The 20,637-nt window shown below is 64.9% G+C and carries 16 protein-coding genes and 1 riboswitch; of the genes, 8 read left to right on the top strand and 8 right to left on the bottom strand.

From position 1 onward, the window contains the following. Positions 1-86: 86 nt before the first annotated feature. Complete coding sequence (locus tag ULB03_RS27100) at positions 87-1,337, bottom strand: MFS transporter (RefSeq protein WP_322486189.1); 1,251 nt, start codon at positions 1,335-1,337, stop codon at positions 87-89. A gap of 168 nt (positions 1,338-1,505) precedes the next feature. Between ULB03_RS27100 and ULB03_RS27105 the strand changes: the two genes are divergently transcribed. Next, complete coding sequence (locus tag ULB03_RS27105; protein WP_322486190.1) at positions 1,506-2,651, top strand: FAD-dependent monooxygenase; 1,146 nt, start codon at positions 1,506-1,508, stop codon at positions 2,649-2,651. Positions 2,652-2,703: 52 nt separating this feature from the next. After that, positions 2,704-3,213 (top strand): cupin domain-containing protein, encoded by a 510-nt coding sequence (locus ULB03_RS27110; RefSeq protein ID WP_322486191.1) that lies wholly within the window; start codon positions 2,704-2,706, stop codon positions 3,211-3,213. A 14-nt stretch (positions 3,214-3,227) separates the two neighbouring features. On the opposite strand, the gene ULB03_RS27115 is transcribed toward ULB03_RS27110, so the two are convergent. Further along, positions 3,228-4,481, bottom strand: a complete 1,254-nt coding sequence (locus ULB03_RS27115) for a multidrug effflux MFS transporter (protein ID WP_322486192.1) — start codon at positions 4,479-4,481, stop codon at positions 3,228-3,230. Positions 4,482-4,735: 254 nt separating this feature from the next. On the opposite strand from ULB03_RS27115, the gene ULB03_RS27120 reads away from it, so the two are divergent. Then, entirely contained in the window at positions 4,736-5,380 is a 645-nt protein-coding gene (locus ULB03_RS27120; protein WP_322486193.1) for a TIGR02466 family protein, read from the top strand. 57 nt (positions 5,381-5,437) lie between these two features. Next, a riboswitch (cobalamin riboswitch) is annotated at positions 5,438-5,626 on the top strand. Between the two features lie 149 nt (positions 5,627-5,775). Continuing rightward, the gene (locus ULB03_RS27125) at positions 5,776-7,683 is read left to right on the top strand and encodes a TonB-dependent receptor plug domain-containing protein (protein ID WP_322486194.1); all 1,908 of its coding nucleotides are present in this window, start codon (positions 5,776-5,778) and stop codon (positions 7,681-7,683) included. A gap of 122 nt (positions 7,684-7,805) precedes the next feature. Here ULB03_RS27125 and ULB03_RS27130 read toward each other — a convergent pair whose 3' ends face one another. After that, positions 7,806-8,528 (bottom strand): sulfotransferase family protein, encoded by a 723-nt coding sequence (locus tag ULB03_RS27130; protein ID WP_322486195.1) that lies wholly within the window; start codon positions 8,526-8,528, stop codon positions 7,806-7,808. A gap of 244 nt (positions 8,529-8,772) precedes the next feature. On the opposite strand from ULB03_RS27130, the gene ULB03_RS27135 reads away from it, so the two are divergent. The 3 genes from ULB03_RS27135 to ULB03_RS27145 all read left to right on the top strand — a co-directional run bounded on the left by ULB03_RS27135 (position 8,773) and on the right by ULB03_RS27145 (position 13,012). After that, positions 8,773-10,626 (top strand): DarP family protein, encoded by a 1,854-nt coding sequence (locus tag ULB03_RS27135; RefSeq protein WP_322486196.1) that lies wholly within the window; start codon positions 8,773-8,775, stop codon positions 10,624-10,626. Positions 10,627-10,708: 82 nt separating this feature from the next. Beyond that, on the top strand, positions 10,709-10,981 hold the full coding sequence (locus ULB03_RS27140) for a hypothetical protein (protein ID WP_322486197.1): 273 nt from the start codon (positions 10,709-10,711) through the stop codon (positions 10,979-10,981). 3 nt (positions 10,982-10,984) lie between these two features. Next, positions 10,985-13,012 (top strand): sulfotransferase family protein, encoded by a 2,028-nt coding sequence (locus ULB03_RS27145; RefSeq protein ID WP_322486198.1) that lies wholly within the window; start codon positions 10,985-10,987, stop codon positions 13,010-13,012. 141 nt (positions 13,013-13,153) lie between these two features. Here ULB03_RS27145 and ULB03_RS27150 read toward each other — a convergent pair whose 3' ends face one another. From ULB03_RS27150 to ULB03_RS27170, 5 genes are all read right to left on the bottom strand, one after another. Continuing rightward, positions 13,154-14,671, bottom strand: coding sequence for a hypothetical protein (locus ULB03_RS27150; RefSeq protein WP_322486199.1), 1,518 nt, complete (start codon positions 14,669-14,671; stop codon positions 13,154-13,156). After that, positions 14,646-16,106: a class I SAM-dependent methyltransferase gene (locus ULB03_RS27155; protein ID WP_322486200.1), complete on the bottom strand. Its 1,461-nt coding sequence runs from the start codon at positions 16,104-16,106 to the stop codon at positions 14,646-14,648. The genes ULB03_RS27150 and ULB03_RS27155 overlap by 26 nt, the downstream gene beginning before the upstream one ends. A 52-nt stretch (positions 16,107-16,158) precedes the next feature. Continuing rightward, complete coding sequence (locus ULB03_RS27160; protein WP_322486201.1) at positions 16,159-17,187, bottom strand: hypothetical protein; 1,029 nt, start codon at positions 17,185-17,187, stop codon at positions 16,159-16,161. 9 nt (positions 17,188-17,196) lie between these two features. Next, the gene (locus ULB03_RS27165) at positions 17,197-17,769 is read right to left on the bottom strand and encodes a glycosyltransferase family protein (RefSeq protein ID WP_322486202.1); all 573 of its coding nucleotides are present in this window, start codon (positions 17,767-17,769) and stop codon (positions 17,197-17,199) included. 62 nt (positions 17,770-17,831) lie between these two features. Further along, positions 17,832-18,521, bottom strand: coding sequence for a hypothetical protein (locus ULB03_RS27170; RefSeq protein WP_322486203.1), 690 nt, complete (start codon positions 18,519-18,521; stop codon positions 17,832-17,834). Positions 18,522-18,986: 465 nt separating this feature from the next. Here ULB03_RS27170 and ULB03_RS27175 point away from each other — a divergent pair, with 465 nt between their 5' ends. After that, positions 18,987-20,111, top strand: coding sequence for a glycosyl hydrolase family 8 (locus ULB03_RS27175; protein WP_322486204.1), 1,125 nt, complete (start codon positions 18,987-18,989; stop codon positions 20,109-20,111). Positions 20,112-20,637 lie beyond the last annotated feature (526 nt).

A 20,637-nucleotide genomic window follows, 5' to 3' on the forward strand; every position in this document is an offset into this window, starting at 1 on the left:
CAAGTCTACCCGTGGTGGGCTGAGGATCAACCATTCCGGGTTGTGGCGCTGGTGGCGGGCGCGCGACATAACGTCCGGCCGCGCGTTCAGTGGCTATCGTTGGCGGGGGCGTCGATGCGGCCCACGCGGCCGGCCGACAGCGGCACCAGCAGCATCAGCGCGGTCAGCAAGGCGAAGGCGGCCGGCAGTCCCCAACCCCGGGCGATGAAGCCGATCAGGGCCGGGCCGCCCAGCATGCCGGCGTATCCGATGGCGGTCATGCCGGCCACGGCGAGGGCCGGCGGCATGACCCGCTGGCGCCCGGTCGCGCTGAACAGCACCGGCACCAGGTTGGCGGATCCGGCGCCCACCAGCAGGAACCCGGCGAAGGCCAGGACCGTCCCCAGGGGCGTCTGGGGGGCCAGCAGCAGCAGCGCCAGGCCGGCGATGGCGGCCGCCCCGCCCCCCAGCATGACGCGCCGGCTGCCCAGGGCCGCCACCACCCGGTCCCCGGTAAGGCGCCCGGCGGTCATGGACAGCGAGAACAGGGTGTACCCCAACCCGGCCTGCGTCGGCGGCACGCCGCGATGATCGGTCAGCAGCAGCGCCCCCCAGTCCAGCAGCGCCCCCTCGGTGAGAAATGTGATCAGGGCCAGGACCCCGAGCAGGAGGACGATCCCCCGGGGCACCACGAACAGGGGCGTGCGCTCGCCCGCCGCCTGGCCTGCCGCCTGGGCCCCCGCTGGGCGCTTGCGCAGCAGGCGGGGGGCGGCCAAGGCCAGCATCACCAGCACCAGGGCGGCGCTGAGGTTGGCGGCGACCCAGGGCGCCATGCCGGCGGCCAGCAGCAGGGTCATGCCCCCCGATCCGCAAAAGCCGCCCACGCTGAACAGCCCATGAAACCCCGACATCAATGGCCGGTCGGAATCGCTCTCCACCTCCACCGCGTGCACGTTCATGGCCACGTCCAGCGTGCCCAGTGAGGCGCCAAACACCAGCAGCGCCACGGCCATGCCGGCCAGGCTGCCGACCGTGGCCAGGGCAGGCAGCGCCAGCGCCATGCCCAGCCCACCAGCCAGGATCAGCGGCCGGGTGCCGTGCCGGCCGCTCAAGGGCGCGGTCGCCGGCATGGCCGCCACCGACCCTACGCCCAGGCACAGCAGCAACAGGCCCAGGGTGGCGTCGTCCACCCCCAGGCGGGCGCGGGCGTAGGGCACCAGCGGGGCCCAGCAGGACATGCTGAACCCGGCGGCCAGGAAGGCCAGGCGTGTGGCAAGGCGTGTGGCCGGTCGGTTGGGCGACGCCGCCGGCTTGCGCGCGGAGCCTTCCGGTGACTGGGCCATGTCGTTGGAATCCATTCGTTTCCCGCCTTAACGCCGTTGCTTCCGCCGGCGAGCCATTGGCCGAACCGGTGCCAAGATATCTTCCAAATCAATTTTAACAATAGCTGAGCGGCTCTTAGGATCGCCCGTGACGCACCCCTTTTTGAGAGGGCGCGCATAGGGAAGAAACGGGAGAAGTTGGCGATGTCTCAGTCTTCATCGCGCGTGGACCGCGCCCCCATCCTTGTCCTGGGCGGCGGCATCGGCGGCATGTCCTTCGCCATCCTGGCCAGCCGGGCCGGCTGGCCCGTGCACGTGGTCGAGGCCGATCCGAACTGGCGCGTCTATGGCGCCGGCATCACCGTGACCGGCCCGACCTACCGCGCCTTCCGTACCTTGGGCGTCCTGGACGACCTGAAGGCCCGGGGCTATCACGTGACCCAGGGTGGGCGTATCTGCACCCCCAACGGCGCCCCCGTGGCCGACCTGCAGGACCGGCCCATCCAGCCCGACCTGCCGGTTTCCGGCGGCATCATGCGCCCCGACCTGCATGCCATGCTGTCCCGCCTGACGCGTGAGGCGGGGGTGAAGGTCAGCCTGGGCCTGACCGCCACCGAATGGGTGGATCAGGGCGACGGGGTGGAAGCGCGGTTCAGCGATGGCAGCACCGGCACCTATGACTTCGTGGTGGCGGCCGACGGCGCCTTTTCCAAGGCGCGGTCCTTCCTGTTCCCCGACGCGCCCCGGCCGGCCTACACCGGCCAGTATTGCTGGCGTGTCGTCGCCAAGCGCCCGCCGGAGATCGACCGCTCCCACTTCTTCGTCGGCGCGCCGGTGACCTGCGGCCTGGTGCCGGTCAGCCAGGACCTGATGTACATGTGGCTGCTGGAAAACGTGCCGGAAATGCGGCGGGTGGACGAGGCCACGGCCTATCAGCGCTTGGCGGCGCTGCTGGCCCCCTTCAGTGGCCCGGTCGGCGCGGTGCGCGACGCGCTCAACGCGGACTCTTGGGTCAATGTCCGTCCGCTTGAGGCCGTATTGCTGCCCCGCGACAAGTGGTTCAAGGGGCGCAGCATCCTCATCGGCGACGCGTCCCACGCCACCACCCCGCACCTGGCGTCGGGCGCCGGCATCGCGGTGGAGGATGCCGTGGTCCTGGTGGAGGAATTGCGGCGTCACGCCGATGTGCCGGCCGCCTTCCAGGCCTTCACCGACCGCCGCTTCGAACGCTGCCGCCTGGTGGTGGAAAGCAGCGTCGCCATCGGCAAGGCCCAGCAGGACCATGTGTCGCCGGAAACCATGGGCGCCATGATGGCGAAGGCGCAGGCGGCCTTGTTGGCCGAAATCTGATCCGCCGCCCCTCAGGCTTTATGGGTCAGGCTCCACGGGAAAGACTTGCATCATGATCAGCGATTCCGGGCTGCCGCCGGTCCGGCGCGTGGTGACGGGGCACGATGCCCAGGCCCGCGCCGTCTTCACGGCGGACGACGAATTCCCCACCCGGCGCATCCCCTCCGGCGATGCCGCCTTCACCCTGCTCTGGACGACGGCCACGGTTCCGGCCGACAACAATGACGAAACGGACGGCCGCCTGCGCGAGGCGGGGCTGACCCTGAACCAGGGGTCCGTCATCCGGGTGGTGGACATGCTGCCGGGCGGCGTGTCCCCCATGCACCGCACCAATAGCATCGACTATGGCATCGTCCTGTCGGGCGAGGTGGAACTGGAACTAGACGACGGTGTGAAGAAGACCGTGGGCGCCGGCGGCATCATCGTGCAGCGCGGCACCATGCACCTGTGGCGCAACCCCAGCACCACCACGCCGGCCCGCATCGTGTTCGTCCTGATCGAGGCGCCGCCCTACCTGCACGACGGGCGGCCGCTGCCGGAGGACAAGCCCGAGCATCGGTGAGGGCCCACCCGCCCTCACTTGCCCATATGCGGTTGGAACAGGCGGAAGCGTTCTGTGACCAGCACGATGAGCAGGGCGCCGGTGCCGCACGCCAGGAAGCCGCCAACCAGGGGCAGGGTGGTGCCGTCGAAGTGCTGGCTGATCACGAAACCGATCAGGGCGCCGGCCACCGTGCTGATGAACCCTTGGACGGAGGCGGCAGTGCCGGCGATGGCGCCCACCGGCTCCATGGCCATGGCGCCGAAGTTGCTGCCCGCCAGGCCGAAGCAGAACATGGTCAGGATCTGCAGGACGGTGAAGGCCACCAAGCCCTCGCCAGTGCGGGCGATCAGGGTGTGGATGCCGGTGAACAGGATGAAGCCCAGAAGCGCGCTGTGGGACAGGCGGCGGGTGCCCAGCCGCAGGACGATGCGGGCGTTCAGCAGGGCGGACACGGCCAGCGACATGCCGGTCAGGGCGAAGATCAGGGGGAACAGCGCCGGCGCCTTGAACACCGTGTCAAAGATGGGCGGCATGCTGTTGAGGTAGGCGAAGACGGCGCTGATCATCAGCGTCTGCGCCAGGGTGTAGCCGATGGCCTGGCGGTCCGTCACCGTCTGGCGGGCGGCGGCCAGGATGGTGGGCACGTCGATGGGCCGCCGGTATTCCGGGTGCAGCGTTTCCGGAAGCCGCCGCCAAAGCCACAGGGCCACCGCCAGGGCATAGGCCGTGAGGCAGGCGAAGATGGCGCGCCACGGCGCCACCAGCATGATCAGCTGCCCCAGGCTGGGTGCCAGGATGGGCACGGCCAGCAGCACCATGAAGGCCAGCGACATGACCCGGGCCATCTGCCGCCCGGCGTAACAGTCGCGCACCAGCGACACGACGACGATGCGGGTGGAGGCGACGGCCACACCCTGGGCCACCCGCACGGCCAGCAGCAGCTCGAACGTGGGCGCCAGTGCCGCCGCCAGGTTGCCCAGGGCGTAAAAGACGATACCCCACAGCAGGACCGGCCGGCGGCCATAACGGTCGGAGATGGGGCCATAGAGGATTTGCGCCCCGCCGAAGCCCAGGAGGAAGGCGGTCACGATCCACTGCCAGCGCGGCTCTTCCAGCACACCCAGCGACCGGCCGATCTGGCCCAGGGCCGGCAGCATGGCGTCCGTGCCCAGCGCGTTCATGGCCATCATGGCCGAAACCATCAGGACGAACTCGGTGAAGCCGATGCCGGCATGGGGGTCGTCCTTGCGGACGTCCGGCGGAAGGGCGTCAGGGGCCAGATGCATGGATGCGCGTTCCGTGAGCGGTGCCGGCTCTGGGCGTCCGCATGGTGGCGGATGCCTGGGCCGATCGTCATTAAAGGCGAAGCCTGGAGATAAGGGCGGGCGCCTCCAGGGGTTCCCTTTATACCGGCAGAAGCCAGCCCACGCCCAACTGCTTTTGCGGGATCGGCCATACGGTGGGCAGCCCGGCCGCTCACGGGCGGTGCCCCATCACTGCCGCATTGACGGCCCGGGGGCCCGCACGTTAAAGCCCAGGCATGACCGACGACACCCCCACGCCCGCGCCCGCCGCCCACATCGACACCCTGTTCGCCACCCGTATCTACCGGGCCGAGCTGGGGGAGATGCTGCCCCTGAACGAGGAGGTGGCGACCTGTTGCCTGACGGCGGCGGAGGATGATGGCGCCGGCCAGCGCTGGTCGGACAAGCACGGCTACACCGGGTACACCAGCTACGCCTCGCTGGACGATCTCATCTGGCGCTTCCCCATCCTGAAGAAGCTGAAGGCCCAGCTGGACCGCCATGCCAAGGCCTTCGCCAAGGTGCAGGACTGGGACCTGGGCGGCCGCAAGCTGGAACTGGATTCCCTGTGGATCAACGTGCTGGATCCGGGTGGCTTCCATGGGTCGCACATCCATCCCAACAGTGTCATCAGCGGCACCTATTACGTGCGCGTGCCGGCCGGCGCCTCGGTCCTGAAGTTCGAGGATCCGCGCCTGCCCTTCATGATGGCGGCGCCGCCGCGCAAGGCCAAGGCCGACCGCAGCCTGCAACCCACCATCGCCGTGGAGCCGCGGGAGGGGACCCTCCTGATGTGGGAAAGCTGGCTGCGGCACGAGGTGGCGCTGAACCGCGCCGATGAGGAACGCATCTCCCTCAGCTTCAATTACGCTTGGCGCTGATCTGCCCTGCGGGCGGGACCGCGCGCCCTGGTTGACCGGCGCGGCGCCTGGCGTATGCTCCGGCCCCAGGCGCAAGGTTCCCGCAAGGGATCGAAAGGGAACGCGGTATCTCAAGTCCGCGGCTGCCCCCGCAACTGTGACCGGTGAGCGACCATCCGATACGCCACTGGGGCCCCCAAGCCCTGGGAAGGTGGATGGAAGCGGTGACCCGGAAGCCAGGAGACCTGCCTCGCGCCGTCGTCCTGTTGCCGGCCGGGGTGCGCCGGGGACTGCGGGGGAAACCGTCGCGACGACACCGTTTGGGGGTCGTCGCCGGGACGGGGCCAAGCTGCCCGTGCTGCCGATGTCGGTGCCTGTGGGGCGACCTCTTGTGATTGATCGCGAGGGGGAAATCCATGCGCCTGTCTATTGTGCTGTCCACCGCCGTGTTGTCCACCGCCGCCCTTGTGGCCCTGTCGCCGCATGCCCGTGCCGATGCCGGCGATGACGGGGACGCCATCACCGACATCGTCGTGGCCGCCACCCGCGTGCCGACGCCGGTATCGCAGGTGGCCAGCAGCGTCACGCTCATCACCGCCGCCGACATCGCCGCCAAGCAGGCCCAGACCCTGCCCGACGCGCTGAAGGACGTGCCCGGCCTCAACATGGTGCAGACCGGTGGGCCCGGCGGGCAGGCCTATGTCTTCATGCGCGGCGCCAATTCCAACCATGTGAAGGTGCTGGTCGACGGCATCGACATGGGCGACCCGGGCAATCCCAACGCCGCCTTCGATTTCGGCCAGTTCCTGACACCGGACATCGAGAGGGTGGAGGTGCTGCGCGGGCCGCAGAGCGGCCTTTACGGTTCTGACGCCATCGGTGGCGTCATCAACATCATCACCAAGGCGGGCGACGGCCCCGCCCGTCTGACGGCGGGGATCGAGGGCGGCAGCTTCGACACCTTCAACCAGAATGGCGGGGTCAGCGGCGCCACCGGGCCGCTGCATTACGCCGCCACCATCGCCCATTTCCGGTCCGGCGCCACGCCGGTGACGCCGCTGGATTTGCTGGCCGCGGGGGAGAAGCGGAACGACGACGGCTACGATAACGTCACCGCGTCCGCCAAATTGGGGTACGACGTCAGCGACACTGTCGACCTGGGGCTGGTGGGGCGCTACACCAAGACCGACCTGCGCTTCACGGGCGATGACTTCAGCACCTTTCCCAGCCATCCGGCGGCGCAGCAAAGCCAGAACGACACGCTGCAGTATTACACCCGGGGCACCGCGCATGTGAGCCTGCTGGACGGCCGCCTGAACCAGACGCTGGGCGTCGCCTACGGCAGCGTCAAGACCAGCGCCCGCTCCCCCGACAGTGGGGACACCTATTATGTCGGTGATCGGGTGAAGGTCGACTGGCAGGCGGACTACGCCGTGTCCGCCCAGCACACCCTGGTGGTGGGGGCCGAGCATCAGCGCGACGCCATACACCAACCCGTCGCGGCCGACACCACCCTCGATGGCGGCTATGCCGAGCTGCAATCCACCCTGTTCGAGAACTTCCACGACACGGTCAGCGTCCGCTATGACGGCAATGACCGCTTCGGCGGCACGCTGACCTATCGCGTGGCGCCCACCTATCTGGTGGCCGCCACCGGCACCCGCCTCAAGGCCAGCGTCGGCAGTGGTTTCAAGGCCCCCAGCCTGAGCGAGATGTTCCAGGACTATCCGGCCTTCGGCTTCTTCGGCAACCCGAAGCTGAAGCCGGAGAGCAGCACCGGCTATGACCTGGGGGTCGAACAGGACATGGCGGCGGGCCGGGTGCAGGCGGGCGCCACCTGGTTCCACATCGACTTCACCGACCTGATCACCCAGAACGCCAGCTTCACCAGCTATGCCAACATCGGCAAGGCGCACTCCCAGGGGGTGGAGGGTTTCGTCGTGGTGAAGCCGCTGGAAACCGTGACCGTGCGGCTTGATTACACCTATACCCAGGCCTATGACGATGTGCTGAACCAGGAACTGCTGCGCCGGCCCCGGCACAAGGGCAGCGTGGACGTGCGCTGGCAGGCGACCGACCGGCTGTCGCTGGACGGCGACGTGGTGGCGGTGGGCAGCTTCATTGACGGCAACCGCGATTTCTCCATCCCTCGGCTGAAGGCGCCCGGTTACGCCACCGTGGACTTGGCCGCCAACTACGATCTCAGCGAAACGGTCACGGTCTATGGCCGTGTCACCAACCTGTTGGACAAGGACTATCAGAACCCCACCGGCTTTCTGCGGCCGGGCCGGGGCGTTTTCGGCGGGGTCCGGGCCCGGATCTGACGTCGGCTGGGCGCCGCCGCCAGATGTTTGGTCCATGGTTTCCAAGGGGGGCGGATGCGGGCCTAGAGTTTTTCTGACTTTCGTTGAAGCGTCAGGGAAACTCTAAGCTTTTGTTCCGCTCTCTATGGCTCGGCCAGCCAATGTGACAGGTCGATTCTCAGCAGGTGGCCCAAGGTCTCCACCGCCTCGCCATACTGGTCGATGAGGGCGCGGCGCAGCGGCGGCGGCAAGGGGGCCGACGGCCCCGTGAACACCGCCCGCCGCAGGGCTTCTTCCGGCACGGCCTCGTAAAAGCCGGCCTCGATGCCGATGTGTCCGCACAGCCGGGACAGGAAGGCGCGGGGTTGGGCCTGCAGGTCGTCGAAAAGGGCGACCATCAGCTGCTCGGCCGGAAAGACGGACCGCCAGCGTTGAATCGCCTCCCCGTAAGCGCCCCGGCGGCGGGAGCCGGCGGACCGGAAATGATCCAGGAACCAATGCTCGGACGCTTCGTCCAGGGTCATCTCGGCCCTCAGGACCGCCATGCGTGCCGCCGACCATGCCCGGTCGATGGGGTTGCGCAGCACATAGAACAGGCGCAGGTCCGGACAAAGTTCATGGATTGCGTGAATGGTGTCCGTGTCGACCGTGGCGTAGGCCGGGGTGATCTCCCCGGACCGAAGGCCCGGCTGCCTGGGCCCGAATTGGTCCAGCCACCATGTCACGCCGAGGTCCCGACGGGCATTCCAGAAATGGATTTCCTTGCCCCCCGGAAACCTGACATGGGGGTGGCACGACAGGTTTTCATAGATCCAGGTCGTGCCCGACTTCTGTGCCCCGATACCTAAAAAATTCGGCCCTATCACCGCGACGCGTCCATTCCCGGTAGCTGGTCAGCGAGCGGGGCCACGCCCCCCTATCCAGTTACTATATGCGGTTGTTCCACCCTCGCGGACAAGAGCCCGTTCGCGGACCGAATGACTGCCCCGTACACAAACCTGGAACACAATTTCAACGACCTTGTTTCCGCGTCGTCGGGTGTGGCGGCTTTCCGGTATCCTTGTTGTCCTGTACGGTTCATGGTATCGAGGCCGAGTAGCGGAGCTCCTCATGATGACAGTATTGGGGGAAGATCACTGTCAATTTGCGGAGGATAAAGGGACAGGGATAGTGCACGTTATATGCTTTTCGGATTTTTTCAGTAACGTTGTCATTATTTCCGTGCTGGATACGGATGATTGCCGTCCTGTCGGCGGCGTCGCGTTGACGACGGCCCAGCGGGTCTTCGATGAGGTCGAGGATGCCTCCGTCCTGATCGGCAACGCCCCCTTCAAACCTTTTGTATGCTCGGCTCTGCGGTTGTCGCATCTCGAAATCAATGCCGGCTGGGCCGAGATACGGATCAGCCGACGCGGCGGGGAGGTGGAGGCCGCCAACGTCCGTATCGCGGCACCCGGCGTCGCTGTTCCGTCGCCGACGGTCTTTTCCAACGAGGCGCTGCGCCTCACGGTGGAGCATCTCTGCGCCGCCGGGTTGCCGCTGGCCCGCGCCCTGGCCTTCGCCAACCTCATGGCCACCGCCGCCGCGGGTGCCACCTCTCCCACCCCTGCGTCGACAATCGCCGGCGACGTCGCCACCGACCCGGCCGCAGCCACCATCGCCCCCCATTTCGATGCCGATTTCTATCGGGCCGCGTATGCGGAGGCCACGCCGGAGGGCGCGGCCACATCCGCTGCCGCCCTGTTGCGGCAATACTGTGAGGACGGCTGGCGCCAGGGGCGCAACCCGTCCCCTTTCTTCGATACGGCCTATTATCTGGCCACCAATCCCGATGTTGTCGAAGCGGGTGTCAACCCATTCTGGCATTACATCGTCGCGGGCAGGGAGGAAGGCCGGCGAGGATATCCGCCGGACAGGCACCGGCGGGCCATGCTGCGGATTTTGCCCACGCTGGAAGAGGGGGCCTCCCCTCAGCCTCCCCTCGCCATTACCCGGATATCCCGGGCGCGCCTGACGGAGGCGCTCGCGCTTGAGCCATCGGACCAGGGCGCTGAGGGACTTGAAGGCGGCTTACGGGGGGTGGTTGTCGCCATCGATCATGGCGTGGCCGCGGTTCCCACGGGTGGTGGTGGCGTGCTGCTCCCAAACGAGCGGCGCCGTTTCATCGACCGTGGTTACCGCTACATCCACCTCCGGCCCGGGGCGCCGTCGTCGGCGTCCCATCGTGACGAGCCGGCGGGAAGCCTTATCGAGGTGTCGGTCGATGGTGAGCGCGTGGGTTTATCGGACTACGCTGATTTAGCCGATGTTCTGGCCGAGGATTTGGGGGCCCAAACGCTGCACCGTGTCTTCACTGTTCATGGCATCCTGGGCCATGACGTGGCGGGCGTGGTCGCCGTGCAACGGGCGTTGCGGCCGGTGCGCAATTGCTTCTGGGTCCAGGATTTCTCATCCCTCTGTGCCAATCCGCTACTGCTGCGTAACGACCTTTCCTTCTGTGGTGCCCCGCCGCCAGATAGCCTTGCCTGCGGTGTTTGTTTGTATGGCGAGGCTCGGCGCCGTCATCTGCCCCTCATGACGCGGCTGTTCAAGGCCATCGATTTTGAGGTGATGGCGCCGTCGCGGTCGGCGCTTGACCTGTGGCGGGGGGCGGCACTCCTTCCGTCGGTGTCGACCGCCGTGTTGGCTCAGAGCCATCTGGTGGAACAGGGGATGCGTCGCCTGCTGGGCGACGATGACGCCCTGCTGGGCTTGCCGAACGCCCCCGTCCGTGTCGCCTTCGTCGGCAACCCCAGCTTTCAGGCCGGCTGGGAGGTTTTTGAGGAACTGGTTCAAACCCTTCAGGGCTGTTTCAGCTATCGGTTCCACCATTTCGCTCCCCCGGGAGCTTCCGGGCACTGGCGGGTGTCACCGAGGTGCCCATCCTTGCGACGGATGGCCCCGAAACGACGGGCCTCGCAATGACCGAAGGCGCCCCCCCCTTGCGCAGGCCCTGGAGGCGCATGGGATCGACCTGGTCCTCGCGCTGACCATCCTGCCGGAAACCGTGTCATTTGTTGTGCACGAGGCGGCGGCGGCGGGGGCGGACGTGGTGGCCTTGGCGGACAGCGGCGATGTCGCCGATGCCATTTTGGGGGAGGATCGCGGCCGCGTGTTCGCCAGCGACCGCGCCTTGCTTGATTTCTTCACCACGTTCGAGGCGGTCGTCCACGTCCGGGATCGGCTGCGGGAGGGGATGGCCACGGGCCGGGTGGTCTACGGTGATGCGACGGCGGCCGTCATCGACGGGCTTGAGGGCGTTGTCAGGATTGAGGGTTAAGGCATGACCGGCGTCCATTGCTTCACCAGCTTCACCTACACCTACCTGTCCCGGGCCCGGGTGTTGGCCCAGACCCTGCGCCGGGTTCATCCCGACTGGACCCTCTGGGCCCTGATAGTCGATGAATTGCCCCAGGGTGTATCGGCGGACGAGGCCCATGCCGGGTTCGACCGGGTGGTCTTCGCGCGCGACCTTGGCATCCCGTCCTTCGACAGTTGGATTTTCCGCCATGACTTGGTGGAGGCTTGCACGGCGGTGAAAGGCCCGATGCTGGCTGAGATGCTACGGCAGGGATGCGACACCGTTGTCTATCTCGACCCGGACATCGCGGTGTTTTCCTCCCTCGACGGCGTGTTGGCCCGGTTGGACGATGGCGCCATCCTGTTGACGCCGCATCAGATCGACCCCAATGACACCCAATCCGCCATTGCCGATAATGAGCTGGGGTCTCTCCGGCATGGCATCTACAACCTGGGTTTCATTGCTGTCCGGAACGGGCCCGAGGGGCGCCGTTTTGCCCGCTGGTGGGCGGACATGCTGCGGCGGTCGTGTTACGACGACCCGGCGGCGGGGCTGTTCACCGACCAGAAATGGTGCGATCTGGTACCGGCCTTTTTCGACGGGGTGCGTGTTGAACGCGACCCCGGTTGCAATGTCGCCAGTTGGAACCTGAGCCGTCGGCGGGTTGAGATCGGACGGGACGGCGGCATTCGCGTCAATGGCAGCCCCTTGAAATTCTATCATTTCACCAAGATCAACGCCTACGGCGACGCCATGACCGAGCGCTACGCCGATGGCAACCCCCATGTCCACGAGATTTGGCATTGGTACAAGCGGGCCATCGCCGCGCAGGAAATGCCCGGCATCCCCCAGGGATGGTGGGCGTATGGTCGGTTTGACAACGGCATGGCGGTTTCCAAGGCCATGCGCCTGCCGCTCCGGGATGACCTGGGGCTGGTCACCTCCTTTCCCCAGCCACTGCGCTCGGGGCCTGGGTCGTATTTCGACTGGCTGCTGCGCGAAAAGCCGGAATTGGTGAGACAGTCCGCCACCGGCTTTGTCGTCATGGGCATGCACCGCAGCGGGACATCGGCGCTTGCCGGCTGGTTCGGGGGTCGCGACGTTTGCGCGGGCGACCGGTTCATCCAGGCCAGCCAGGATAACGCTGATGGCTATTGGGAACATGAGGAGCTGGTCACCCTTAACGATCTCCTGCTGTCCGCCGCCGGAACCGACTGGTCTACCGTCGACACGGTTTCCGGCCAGGACATGCAGCGGGCGGGCGCCCCCTTGGCGGACCGGGCGGCAACCTTTCTCACGGACCTGGCGCGCGCCCGGCCGCTTTGGTTCATGAAGGACCCCCGGCTGTGCCGTACCCTGGCATTTTGGCAGCCGCACCTTGATGCCTTGCCGGTGCGCATCTGTTACCTCCACGTCGTCCGTGATCCCTGGTCCGTGGCCCGGTCCCTGGCACGGCGCGATGGAATGAGTGCCGCGCACAGCCACCTGCTATGGGCCATGCACAATCTGGAGGCTGAGGCGCAAACGCGGGGACGGCACCGGGTCTGGCTGCAGTTCGACGCTATGATCGCGGGGGGGGACCCGGTCGTCCTGGCGGCGATCCGGCAGCACCTGCCCGAGGGGATCGTGCCCGCCGGGGAGGGAATTGAGGGGCCGACCATCCGCGCTAACCTGGTCCGCGCCGCCGGGCCGGCGGGTGCCGCCACCGAGGCGCCCTTCGACATTGGCCGCCTATATAATCTATTGGGAGCGCTGACCCAGAACGACGGCCAAGCATCGCTGCTGGCGGAGCTTGACGCCATGCGCGTCCAGATCACCACTCAGATCCTGACTTACCGTTCACTGCTGCTGGACGATGAACGGGACGACTTACGGGCCCGCGCGACCGCCATGGCCATCCAGGCGCAAGAGCGGCTGGATCTCTGGCGCCAGACGGACGAGCAATTGCGCATCGTGACGGAGCAGCGCGACCGCGTCCTGCGCCTGCTGCAGGAGCAGCGGGACCAGTAGAGTTTTGCCGCGCGATACACGCTTCAATTCAGTCCATCTGAAGCGTGTATCGCGCTCCAGAGCGGATTCAACGACAGGCGGCTCGGCGACTGATTTGACATGGCCGCCGCCATGGTCGAGGCATGCCTGCCAGTGATGCATCTATGACCCGGGTGATGCCAGGGCCATCTCGCTCCGACAATTCCAAGCCAGCCACGCGCGCGCATACTGCGCCAGGACGGCCAGAGATAGTGCTATTGATAGGGCACAAAACACATTCGATGGAAAGAGGTAGCGAGCGTCGGCCGCAGGCGCCACGAAGTAAAGAAAAGACAGGAAGCCCGCGTTGCCCAGGTTGATCGCCAGCAAGAGGTCGAGCCGCCATTTGTTCAGATGCATCGCAGCGACGGCCAGGGCCATACTGAGAATGTATAGGATGTAAGGGCGGCGGACAGGGTCGCTGGACCAGTGTAGAATTTTTTGAACCAGCGCGTTGGTCCTATCGGGCCGGGACAGCTTTAGGCCATAGATATTTTCGTCAATGCCGTCATGGGTGGGGTAATGCACGACAGCAGTGCCTAGACCCAGTTGTTGCCGGAGGACGCGGGTGCGGGTCTTGAGATAGCACGCGGTATGCCCAACCAACAGCTCGCGCCAGCGGGTTTCGATGGCGGGCGCGTATTGAGCGATGTTGGGCGGCATATGGGCACGCCAGACCGGGTTCTTGAGAGTGAGGTTGGCGTGACGGGGGTCGTAAAGCGTCTTGAGGTCCGCCGCTGAAAACCGTGGTTCGGCTTCCACGCCTTCCGGCAGCAGATTTTCCCCCTCGCAGGCTGAGATGCCGACGATGTCCCACAGCTTGATGGCCGCCACCGCCTTTTCGACGGGAGGCAAGCGCTGGAAGTCGGGAAGGCGCCAAAGGGTGCTGCCGTAGGCGATGGACATCGCCAGCACACCCCCGAGGACGGCTCCCATCCTTCTGCGCATCGTCGTTCCCGGACCGGCTGGGTTCAGGACCACCAGGGCCATGAAGGGCAAGACAATCGGCAAGGCGTTGTAGCGCAACGAAATGACGATGGTCAGGCAAAGAAAAAGATAGACCATCCGGGTTGCGGAGAACCTCTCCAGACAGGAGATCCATATGCAGATGGCCACCAGAGAGAATGTCGCGACCGGGACATCCTTCCATAATACGATGATGCTCCCCAGCATTGTCGGGAACACCAGGAAGGCTGCGGCGAACACGAGCATGAGACCGGTGGCCAAAGCAGCGCCTTTGGCGGCGCGATAGATGATCAGGTTCGCGGAGAAGAACAGGCCAAAGCTTTGAATGACCAGCAAGCCGCCGGGCCCGCCAGAAAGTAAACGCGAGAGATAAAATAAATAATCGTGCATGGGTGGGGAAATGGCCGTATCTATGCCGTCAATCGATTGCCGATAGGCCAGGAGGCTGTCGAACGACATCAGGCCCGGCCAAACGGTCTGGCAGATCAGGATGGTCCATGCCAGAGCCAGGGTAAGGCTTAGGGCGATCCCAAGTCTGTCCCACCCCGGTGCCCGGATGCTGGCATCAAGGGGCCCGGATGTTTTATGTAACATCGGCATGGTCACTTTCGGATTGCGATTGGTGGTGCGGGCGATCCAGTGCTGGCGGTCATGCGCTTTTCGAGCGTGCCGCATACAATCGCTTCAGGCCCCGGATGTCGCCCCGGGCCAGGCGTCCAAGGATCCGCAGCGGCAGGGTCAGGCGCCATGATCTCGAGCGGTACATCCCGTTGACCTGCTCAATGAGGGCCTGGGCCTGTCGTGTCAAATCCTGGTTCTGGGACACCAGGATGGCGTTGATCTCGTTGAGAATGGAAAGGTCGTTCGAGGCCCGCTGCTTTTCTTCAGCCAGGGCCTGCTCCGCCGCACGCTTTTGAAACCATATTGTTTCGAGATCCGCGGCCAACGCCTGCGCGCGCGTGCGCTCGTCCGCCAGAACGATCTGGCTTGCGCGCCGTTCACTTAAGGCGGCTTCCAGACGGTAGGTCAACGCGTTGGCGCGGGCGCGTTCGTCGGCCAGGACGATCTGACTCGCGCGCCGCTCGCTTCCGGCAGCGTCCAGAAGGGCCGCAAGTTTCGCGCTTTTTTCCGTTTCCGCTGCCAGTTGCTCCGTCAGCGCTTGGATTTGGTCATGCGCGGTGGTCGATGCGGCATTGTCCGGCGGACGCTTGGCCGCGCCGGCGACAAGGTAATCATCGAAGGTTTCGTCTCTCAGGGTGCGGCCGGCCAGGGCGACCATTTCCTCATGGGAATGCCCAGCCAATTCCGCTGGGGCCTGGCGGGGCGTCAGCCATAGCGCGTGGCGCAACTCCTCCTGGCTACCGATGCGCTTCAGCACGCAGCCCTTTGCCCTCAGTTGAGAGTTCATCAGGGGTGGCCGGCCGCGCGCCGCCCAGAGGCCGGCCTTGTACCCCAGATGAAAGTCCGTATCGCCCACGCGGTTGAAATTGTTCCGGGCCGCGGCCGGGAATGCGAAATAATGGACGTCCAGGCCATTATCGAGCAGCACCTGCAACAGATCCAGGGTGGCGGGCGTCTCCTGGCAATCAAGCCAAAATACGCCGGGACAATTCCGCAGAAAGGCTTGGTCCTCCTGCAAAATCGCCAATTCCGAGCCACCAGTCGAAATCTTGATCAGGTCAAAGGGGCCGTACCCGCGTCTCAGCGCTTCCAGCGTCAGATGCAGGGTCGAGGTGGGCATGGTCTGTCTGCCACCATCCGCCGCTCGGGAATCCGCGGTCGCGGGCCCGACGGTGGCGTTTACCGTCGTGGCATCGCCGACCGACAGGGGCTTGTTCACTTGAACATTGTGTCGCAGCAGCGGGTACAGTGCCGGGCTCGCTTCCACACAGCATAGGCTGTGAAGCTGCCGCAATAACGTCAGCCCCAGGCCGAACGTCCCCATGGCGGCGCCGACGTCGGCGATGCGGGCGCCGTCGGTCAAATTCTCGGCGATGAACTGCGCCTCGCAGAACGACCATTCCCCGTACTTCTTGAGGAAGCGGCTGACCAGGTCATTTTCCAGGTCCATGACCTGCAGACGGCCATATCGCGTGATTATTTCCTGCACGGCCCGTACTCCGACATCAAAACATTTTCGATACTTATGCCGCTCGACCTCATCAAATCCCTTCCGCCCCGCACCAGGCCTGGAAGCCCTGGACGCCCGGCGTCCAGGGATCCTTGAAATGGGTGCGGACGTCCACTCGGTCCCGCCATGCCAGGCGATGGGACCGTGGGATGGGGGTGCCGTCGGAATAGGTGCCGTACGCCCACCACCTTTCCGGAATTCCCTGGATCGCGTGGGCTTTCAGCCGCTGGCGATACCAGCGCAGCAGTTCGAAAACCTCCGTATCGCCATAGGCGTAGCGGGCGAGCATGGCCTCGCCGACACTGTTGACCTTGGTGAAATGGAAAAAGCGCAAAGGCTCGCCCCCCGCGCGGATCACGCCATCGGCATCGATGGTGATTGGTCGGCTGCCAAGGTTCCATGAGGCGACGTTGTAACCGGGGTCATGCAAAACCCCCACGTCCCGGAACAGCGCCGGAACCAGGTCGCACCAGCGCTGGTCCGTGAACAGACCATTGGCAACGTCGTCCCGGCAGAATTGCAGCAGGCGGTCGCGCCACCACGCCGCGAACCGCTTGCCTTCGCCGCAGGATCGAACCGCGACGAAGCCCAGATTGTAGACACCGTGCTTCAGGGAACCGATTTCATTGTCCAGGATGCCGCCCAGAGTGGTTTCCGGCGTCGTGACATGCGGGGTCAGGATCACCGAATGCCGCTCCAACATGGCCGTGACGTGGGCCAGCGGCGCGAACACGGCGATGTCGGGGTCAAGATAGACGACGGCGTCGGCCCCATCGTTCAGAAGCTTGTGCATCATGGGGCCTTTGACCGCGGTGCAAAGCTCCACGACATCGTGGGTGAAGGCCCAACTGCGATAGTCCCCGATCTCCAGATCCCGGCTGTTGATGACATGGTCGAATCCCGACGCCGCCAGATCCAGACGGAATCCCGGCGGCGGGTCGTCCGACAGCAGCAGCCAGAGCGTCCAGTTCGGATGATGGCGACGGACGGTTTCCGCCAGGACGCCAGCCCGATCCAGATAGCTGCAGGAAACGCTGGTGAAACAATGAATTCCAGGCATCGCCGTTCTTTACAGTAAAATGCTTCCGGTGCCGCAATTGAGTGTGAGCCGACCTCGACGCCGATCCGCTTGTGTCACCAAGTCCAGCACGCGGCCCTCGACGAACATGGCCTGCAGCTCGACTTCCGTTTCCACGGCGACGCCTCGGCCGGGTCCCAGGGCGGAGATCAGCGGCCACACATTTCCCGCGGCCTTGCGGGCGATCACGAAAGCGCCGCCGGCAGCGGCCTCGATCGCCGTGAAGCTGAAGCTTTCGTAAAACAGCGACCAGTTGATCACGACATCCAGGTTCGCCTTGCCGACCGCCTCCACCATGGCTTGGCGGTTGGCGCGGCTCACCTCCGCGTGGACATGGGTGACGTTGGGCGCGGCCAGGTCGCGGGTGCCCAATTGGAAGAAGGCATATCGGCTGTCGCCCCGATGCCAGGCGGCCAGGGCCGCGAACACGGTCCAGCCTTTGCCATGCAGATCGCCACCCAGGAAGCCAACCCTGAGCGGCCCCCCCTCAGGACGGGGCGGGGCGTAAGGGCCAAAGTCGACGCCGCAAGGGGGAAGGACCATCGACGGACCGGAAAAGCCCATGCGCTGCCGCCATAAGTGAAGAATGGTGTCCGATGGCGCCAATACGGTCGGCTGCGTCGTCTTCAGGAATGCCTGTATCCGGGCGACATGCGCAGGCCGTTCCTCTCCCGCGACACAGATGTCGCACGCGCCGGAATTAAGTGGGGGGCTTTGCAAAAGACGGCATCGTTGCGGAGAAGGTGGATACTGGGGCACAGGGCAAAAAGATCATGCGCCCAGAAGAATGTCTGGGCCCCGGGGCACGCGGCGATCGCTTCCGCGATCAACTCGGGCGCATGTCCCAGCAGATGATGGATGATGAAGGCGATGGCGCCGTTCCGTTGTCCCAACGACGTCAGCGCCGTGATGACGTCGGCCATGGTGACGACGCCGACCTTGCGGCCGTTCAACGAGGCCAGCAGCCGCATATCGACCGCAATGGAGACATCGGACAACAGGGGCAAGGGCTGGACGGGACAGAAATGCAGATAGGCCCAGCCGCCGGCCCGAAGCGCCGCTTCCTCATCATTGATGCAGTTTTGGGCGCCACCGCAGGTGGTTAGATAATGATCATGGCTGAACGCGACGGCCCAGCCCGTGCTAGTGCCAACGCCTGCGTCTTCCAGCGCGCCCATGAACTCCGCCGCGTGCATGGGGAGGGCATCGGAAATGGGCCGCCAATGACCGGCGCGTTCCCGCGGGGACAGCGCACCGCCGATGATGGCCCGCACCCCTTCGCCCCGTTCGCGACACATGAAACCATCCAGCGCCACGGGATTGTCGCTTCCGTCTGAAAGTTGACTGCTGATGTAGGTCCCCAAAGAAGCCCCGTGCGCCTGCGTTTATAAAATTCCCCGAATTCCTAATTTAGGATAAATCTCAAAGAAAGGGCAATAGACAGATGTTCATCGATATTACCTCTAATTAAATTTGACGAATTGTGACGAGTTGCGACGATTACGCTGACTAGGTATATGTCAAGTCATTGACGGTAAAAGCCCAGCGTCGATTCCGGCCTGCACTCCTGGGCGCGCGTGGGTGAATCTCCGCAGCGGACACCACGTGCTGGTCGTTGGATGGCGCCGCTCGCGAACCGAGCCATCTCTGATTGCGACCGCTTTGCTCTTAAATTCACCGAAACCGAACGCCGAACAGACGCATCCCCTAATGCTGCGCAGTGTGGTCATTGATGTCAATGTATTCACAGGGTTATTTTTGCCCGCAGGTGCATGTGTCTGTTGAAATTTGATCGTTCCTCCCTGTATTTAGATTCAAACAATGCTTTCATTGGCAATATTGTTAATATGTTCATTGATCGGATAATAAATCGAGGGGGAGTTGTGTTAAGTCGGAGGGGGATTGTCGCGGGTTTGGCGGGCATCGCCGCCGTTTATCCTGTCTGGGCCATGGATGAGCCCTTTGGCGCCGCCTGGACAGCCTATCGCCGCCGCTTCGTTCGTGCCACGGGCCGCGTCGTCGATACGGGCAATCATGGGATCAGTCATTCCGAAGGGCAGGGCACCGGCCTTCTGTTCGCGCTGGCCGCGGATGACCGCGACAGCTTCGCCGCGATTTGGGAATGGACCCGGGCCAACCTGCGGCGCGACGATGGCCTGTTGGCATGGCGATGGCTGCCTAATGTTTCCGTGCCGGTGCCCGATCGCAATAATGCCACGGACGGCGACCTTTTGACCGCTTGGGCCCTGGCACGCGCCGCGCGCCGATGGACGTCGCCGGATTACCGGGAGGCCGCGCTGCATATGGCGGCGGCGATCCGGGAAAAGCTGTTGGTGGCGGGTGGACGCGCGGCCGCGCCGCTTTTGCTGCCGGGCATCCAGGGCTTCCAGCATGAGGACGGGCTGACGCTTAATCTTTCTTACTACGTTTTCCCAGCCTTCCAGGAGTTGGCGGCGCTGGAGCGGATGGCGGCGGTACCGGGCGCGGACCAGACCTGGCAGGCCGTCGCCAGCGGCGGGCTGGACCTGATCCGTGGCGCACGGTTCGGCGCGCATTCCCTGCCACCGGATTGGCTCCGCCGGCGTCAGGACGGGGAACTGGCCCCCGATCCCCGATTTCCACCCAGGTTTGGATATGATGCCGTACGGATCCCCCTTTATCTGGCGCTGGCCGGCCTTTTGACCCCCGACTTGGCCGCGCCCTTCCGGGCCCTGTGGCTGAACGCGCCGCCCCCTGGCTGGGTGGATTTGGTGACCGGCGCCGTGGCGCCTTATACCGAACATGGCGGATACTTGTCTGTCGCGAAACTTATTGTTGCTGGCGCCGCGCCGGCGAGGGAATTGACCGCGGAAGATGACTACTTTTCCGCCAGCCTGACGCTACTGGCGCAACTTCCGTTAGGGTGACGCGGTGCGCGCCAGCGCGCGGTGACCATCCTGATTGCGGGCCTGCGCCGCCAGTTGGTGGCAAGGCTTGTCCTGGAAGGAAAGTAATGTCTGGCTTAACGCGCGGTCGGTGCTCTGGCGCCCTTGCCCGTGCTTGTCCGCTTTCCCCGCTGCCCACAAAGCTATGACTGTCCGACGTGTCCCGTGTGTCCGACGTGTCCGACATGTCCGGGGCCGGCCGAGAATGGCGGGGTTCGGGCGCTATCCCGTCAAATTAACACGGAATTCACTTGGCATGGTCCGTGCACTAGCATTGCGTTGCCGGGGGAGGCTCGAGCTGTTGAGGGGGGGTGATTTTATGTCGCATGTTTTAATCCCGGGATTTTTCTGGAGTAATGCAACTTAATGCTTATCGCATAAATATAAACTCATGATATTTTTAAATATGACAGTATATAAGATCATATTATTCGGGTATTTAGCCGTGGACCCGCATTTATTCTTAAAATATCATGGCGCAAATAACCAATTTATTGATGAACAGATA

The sequence above is a fragment of the Nitrospirillum goiasense genome (assembly GCF_034427435.1).
Lineage (GTDB): Bacteria > Pseudomonadota > Alphaproteobacteria > Azospirillales > Azospirillaceae > Nitrospirillum.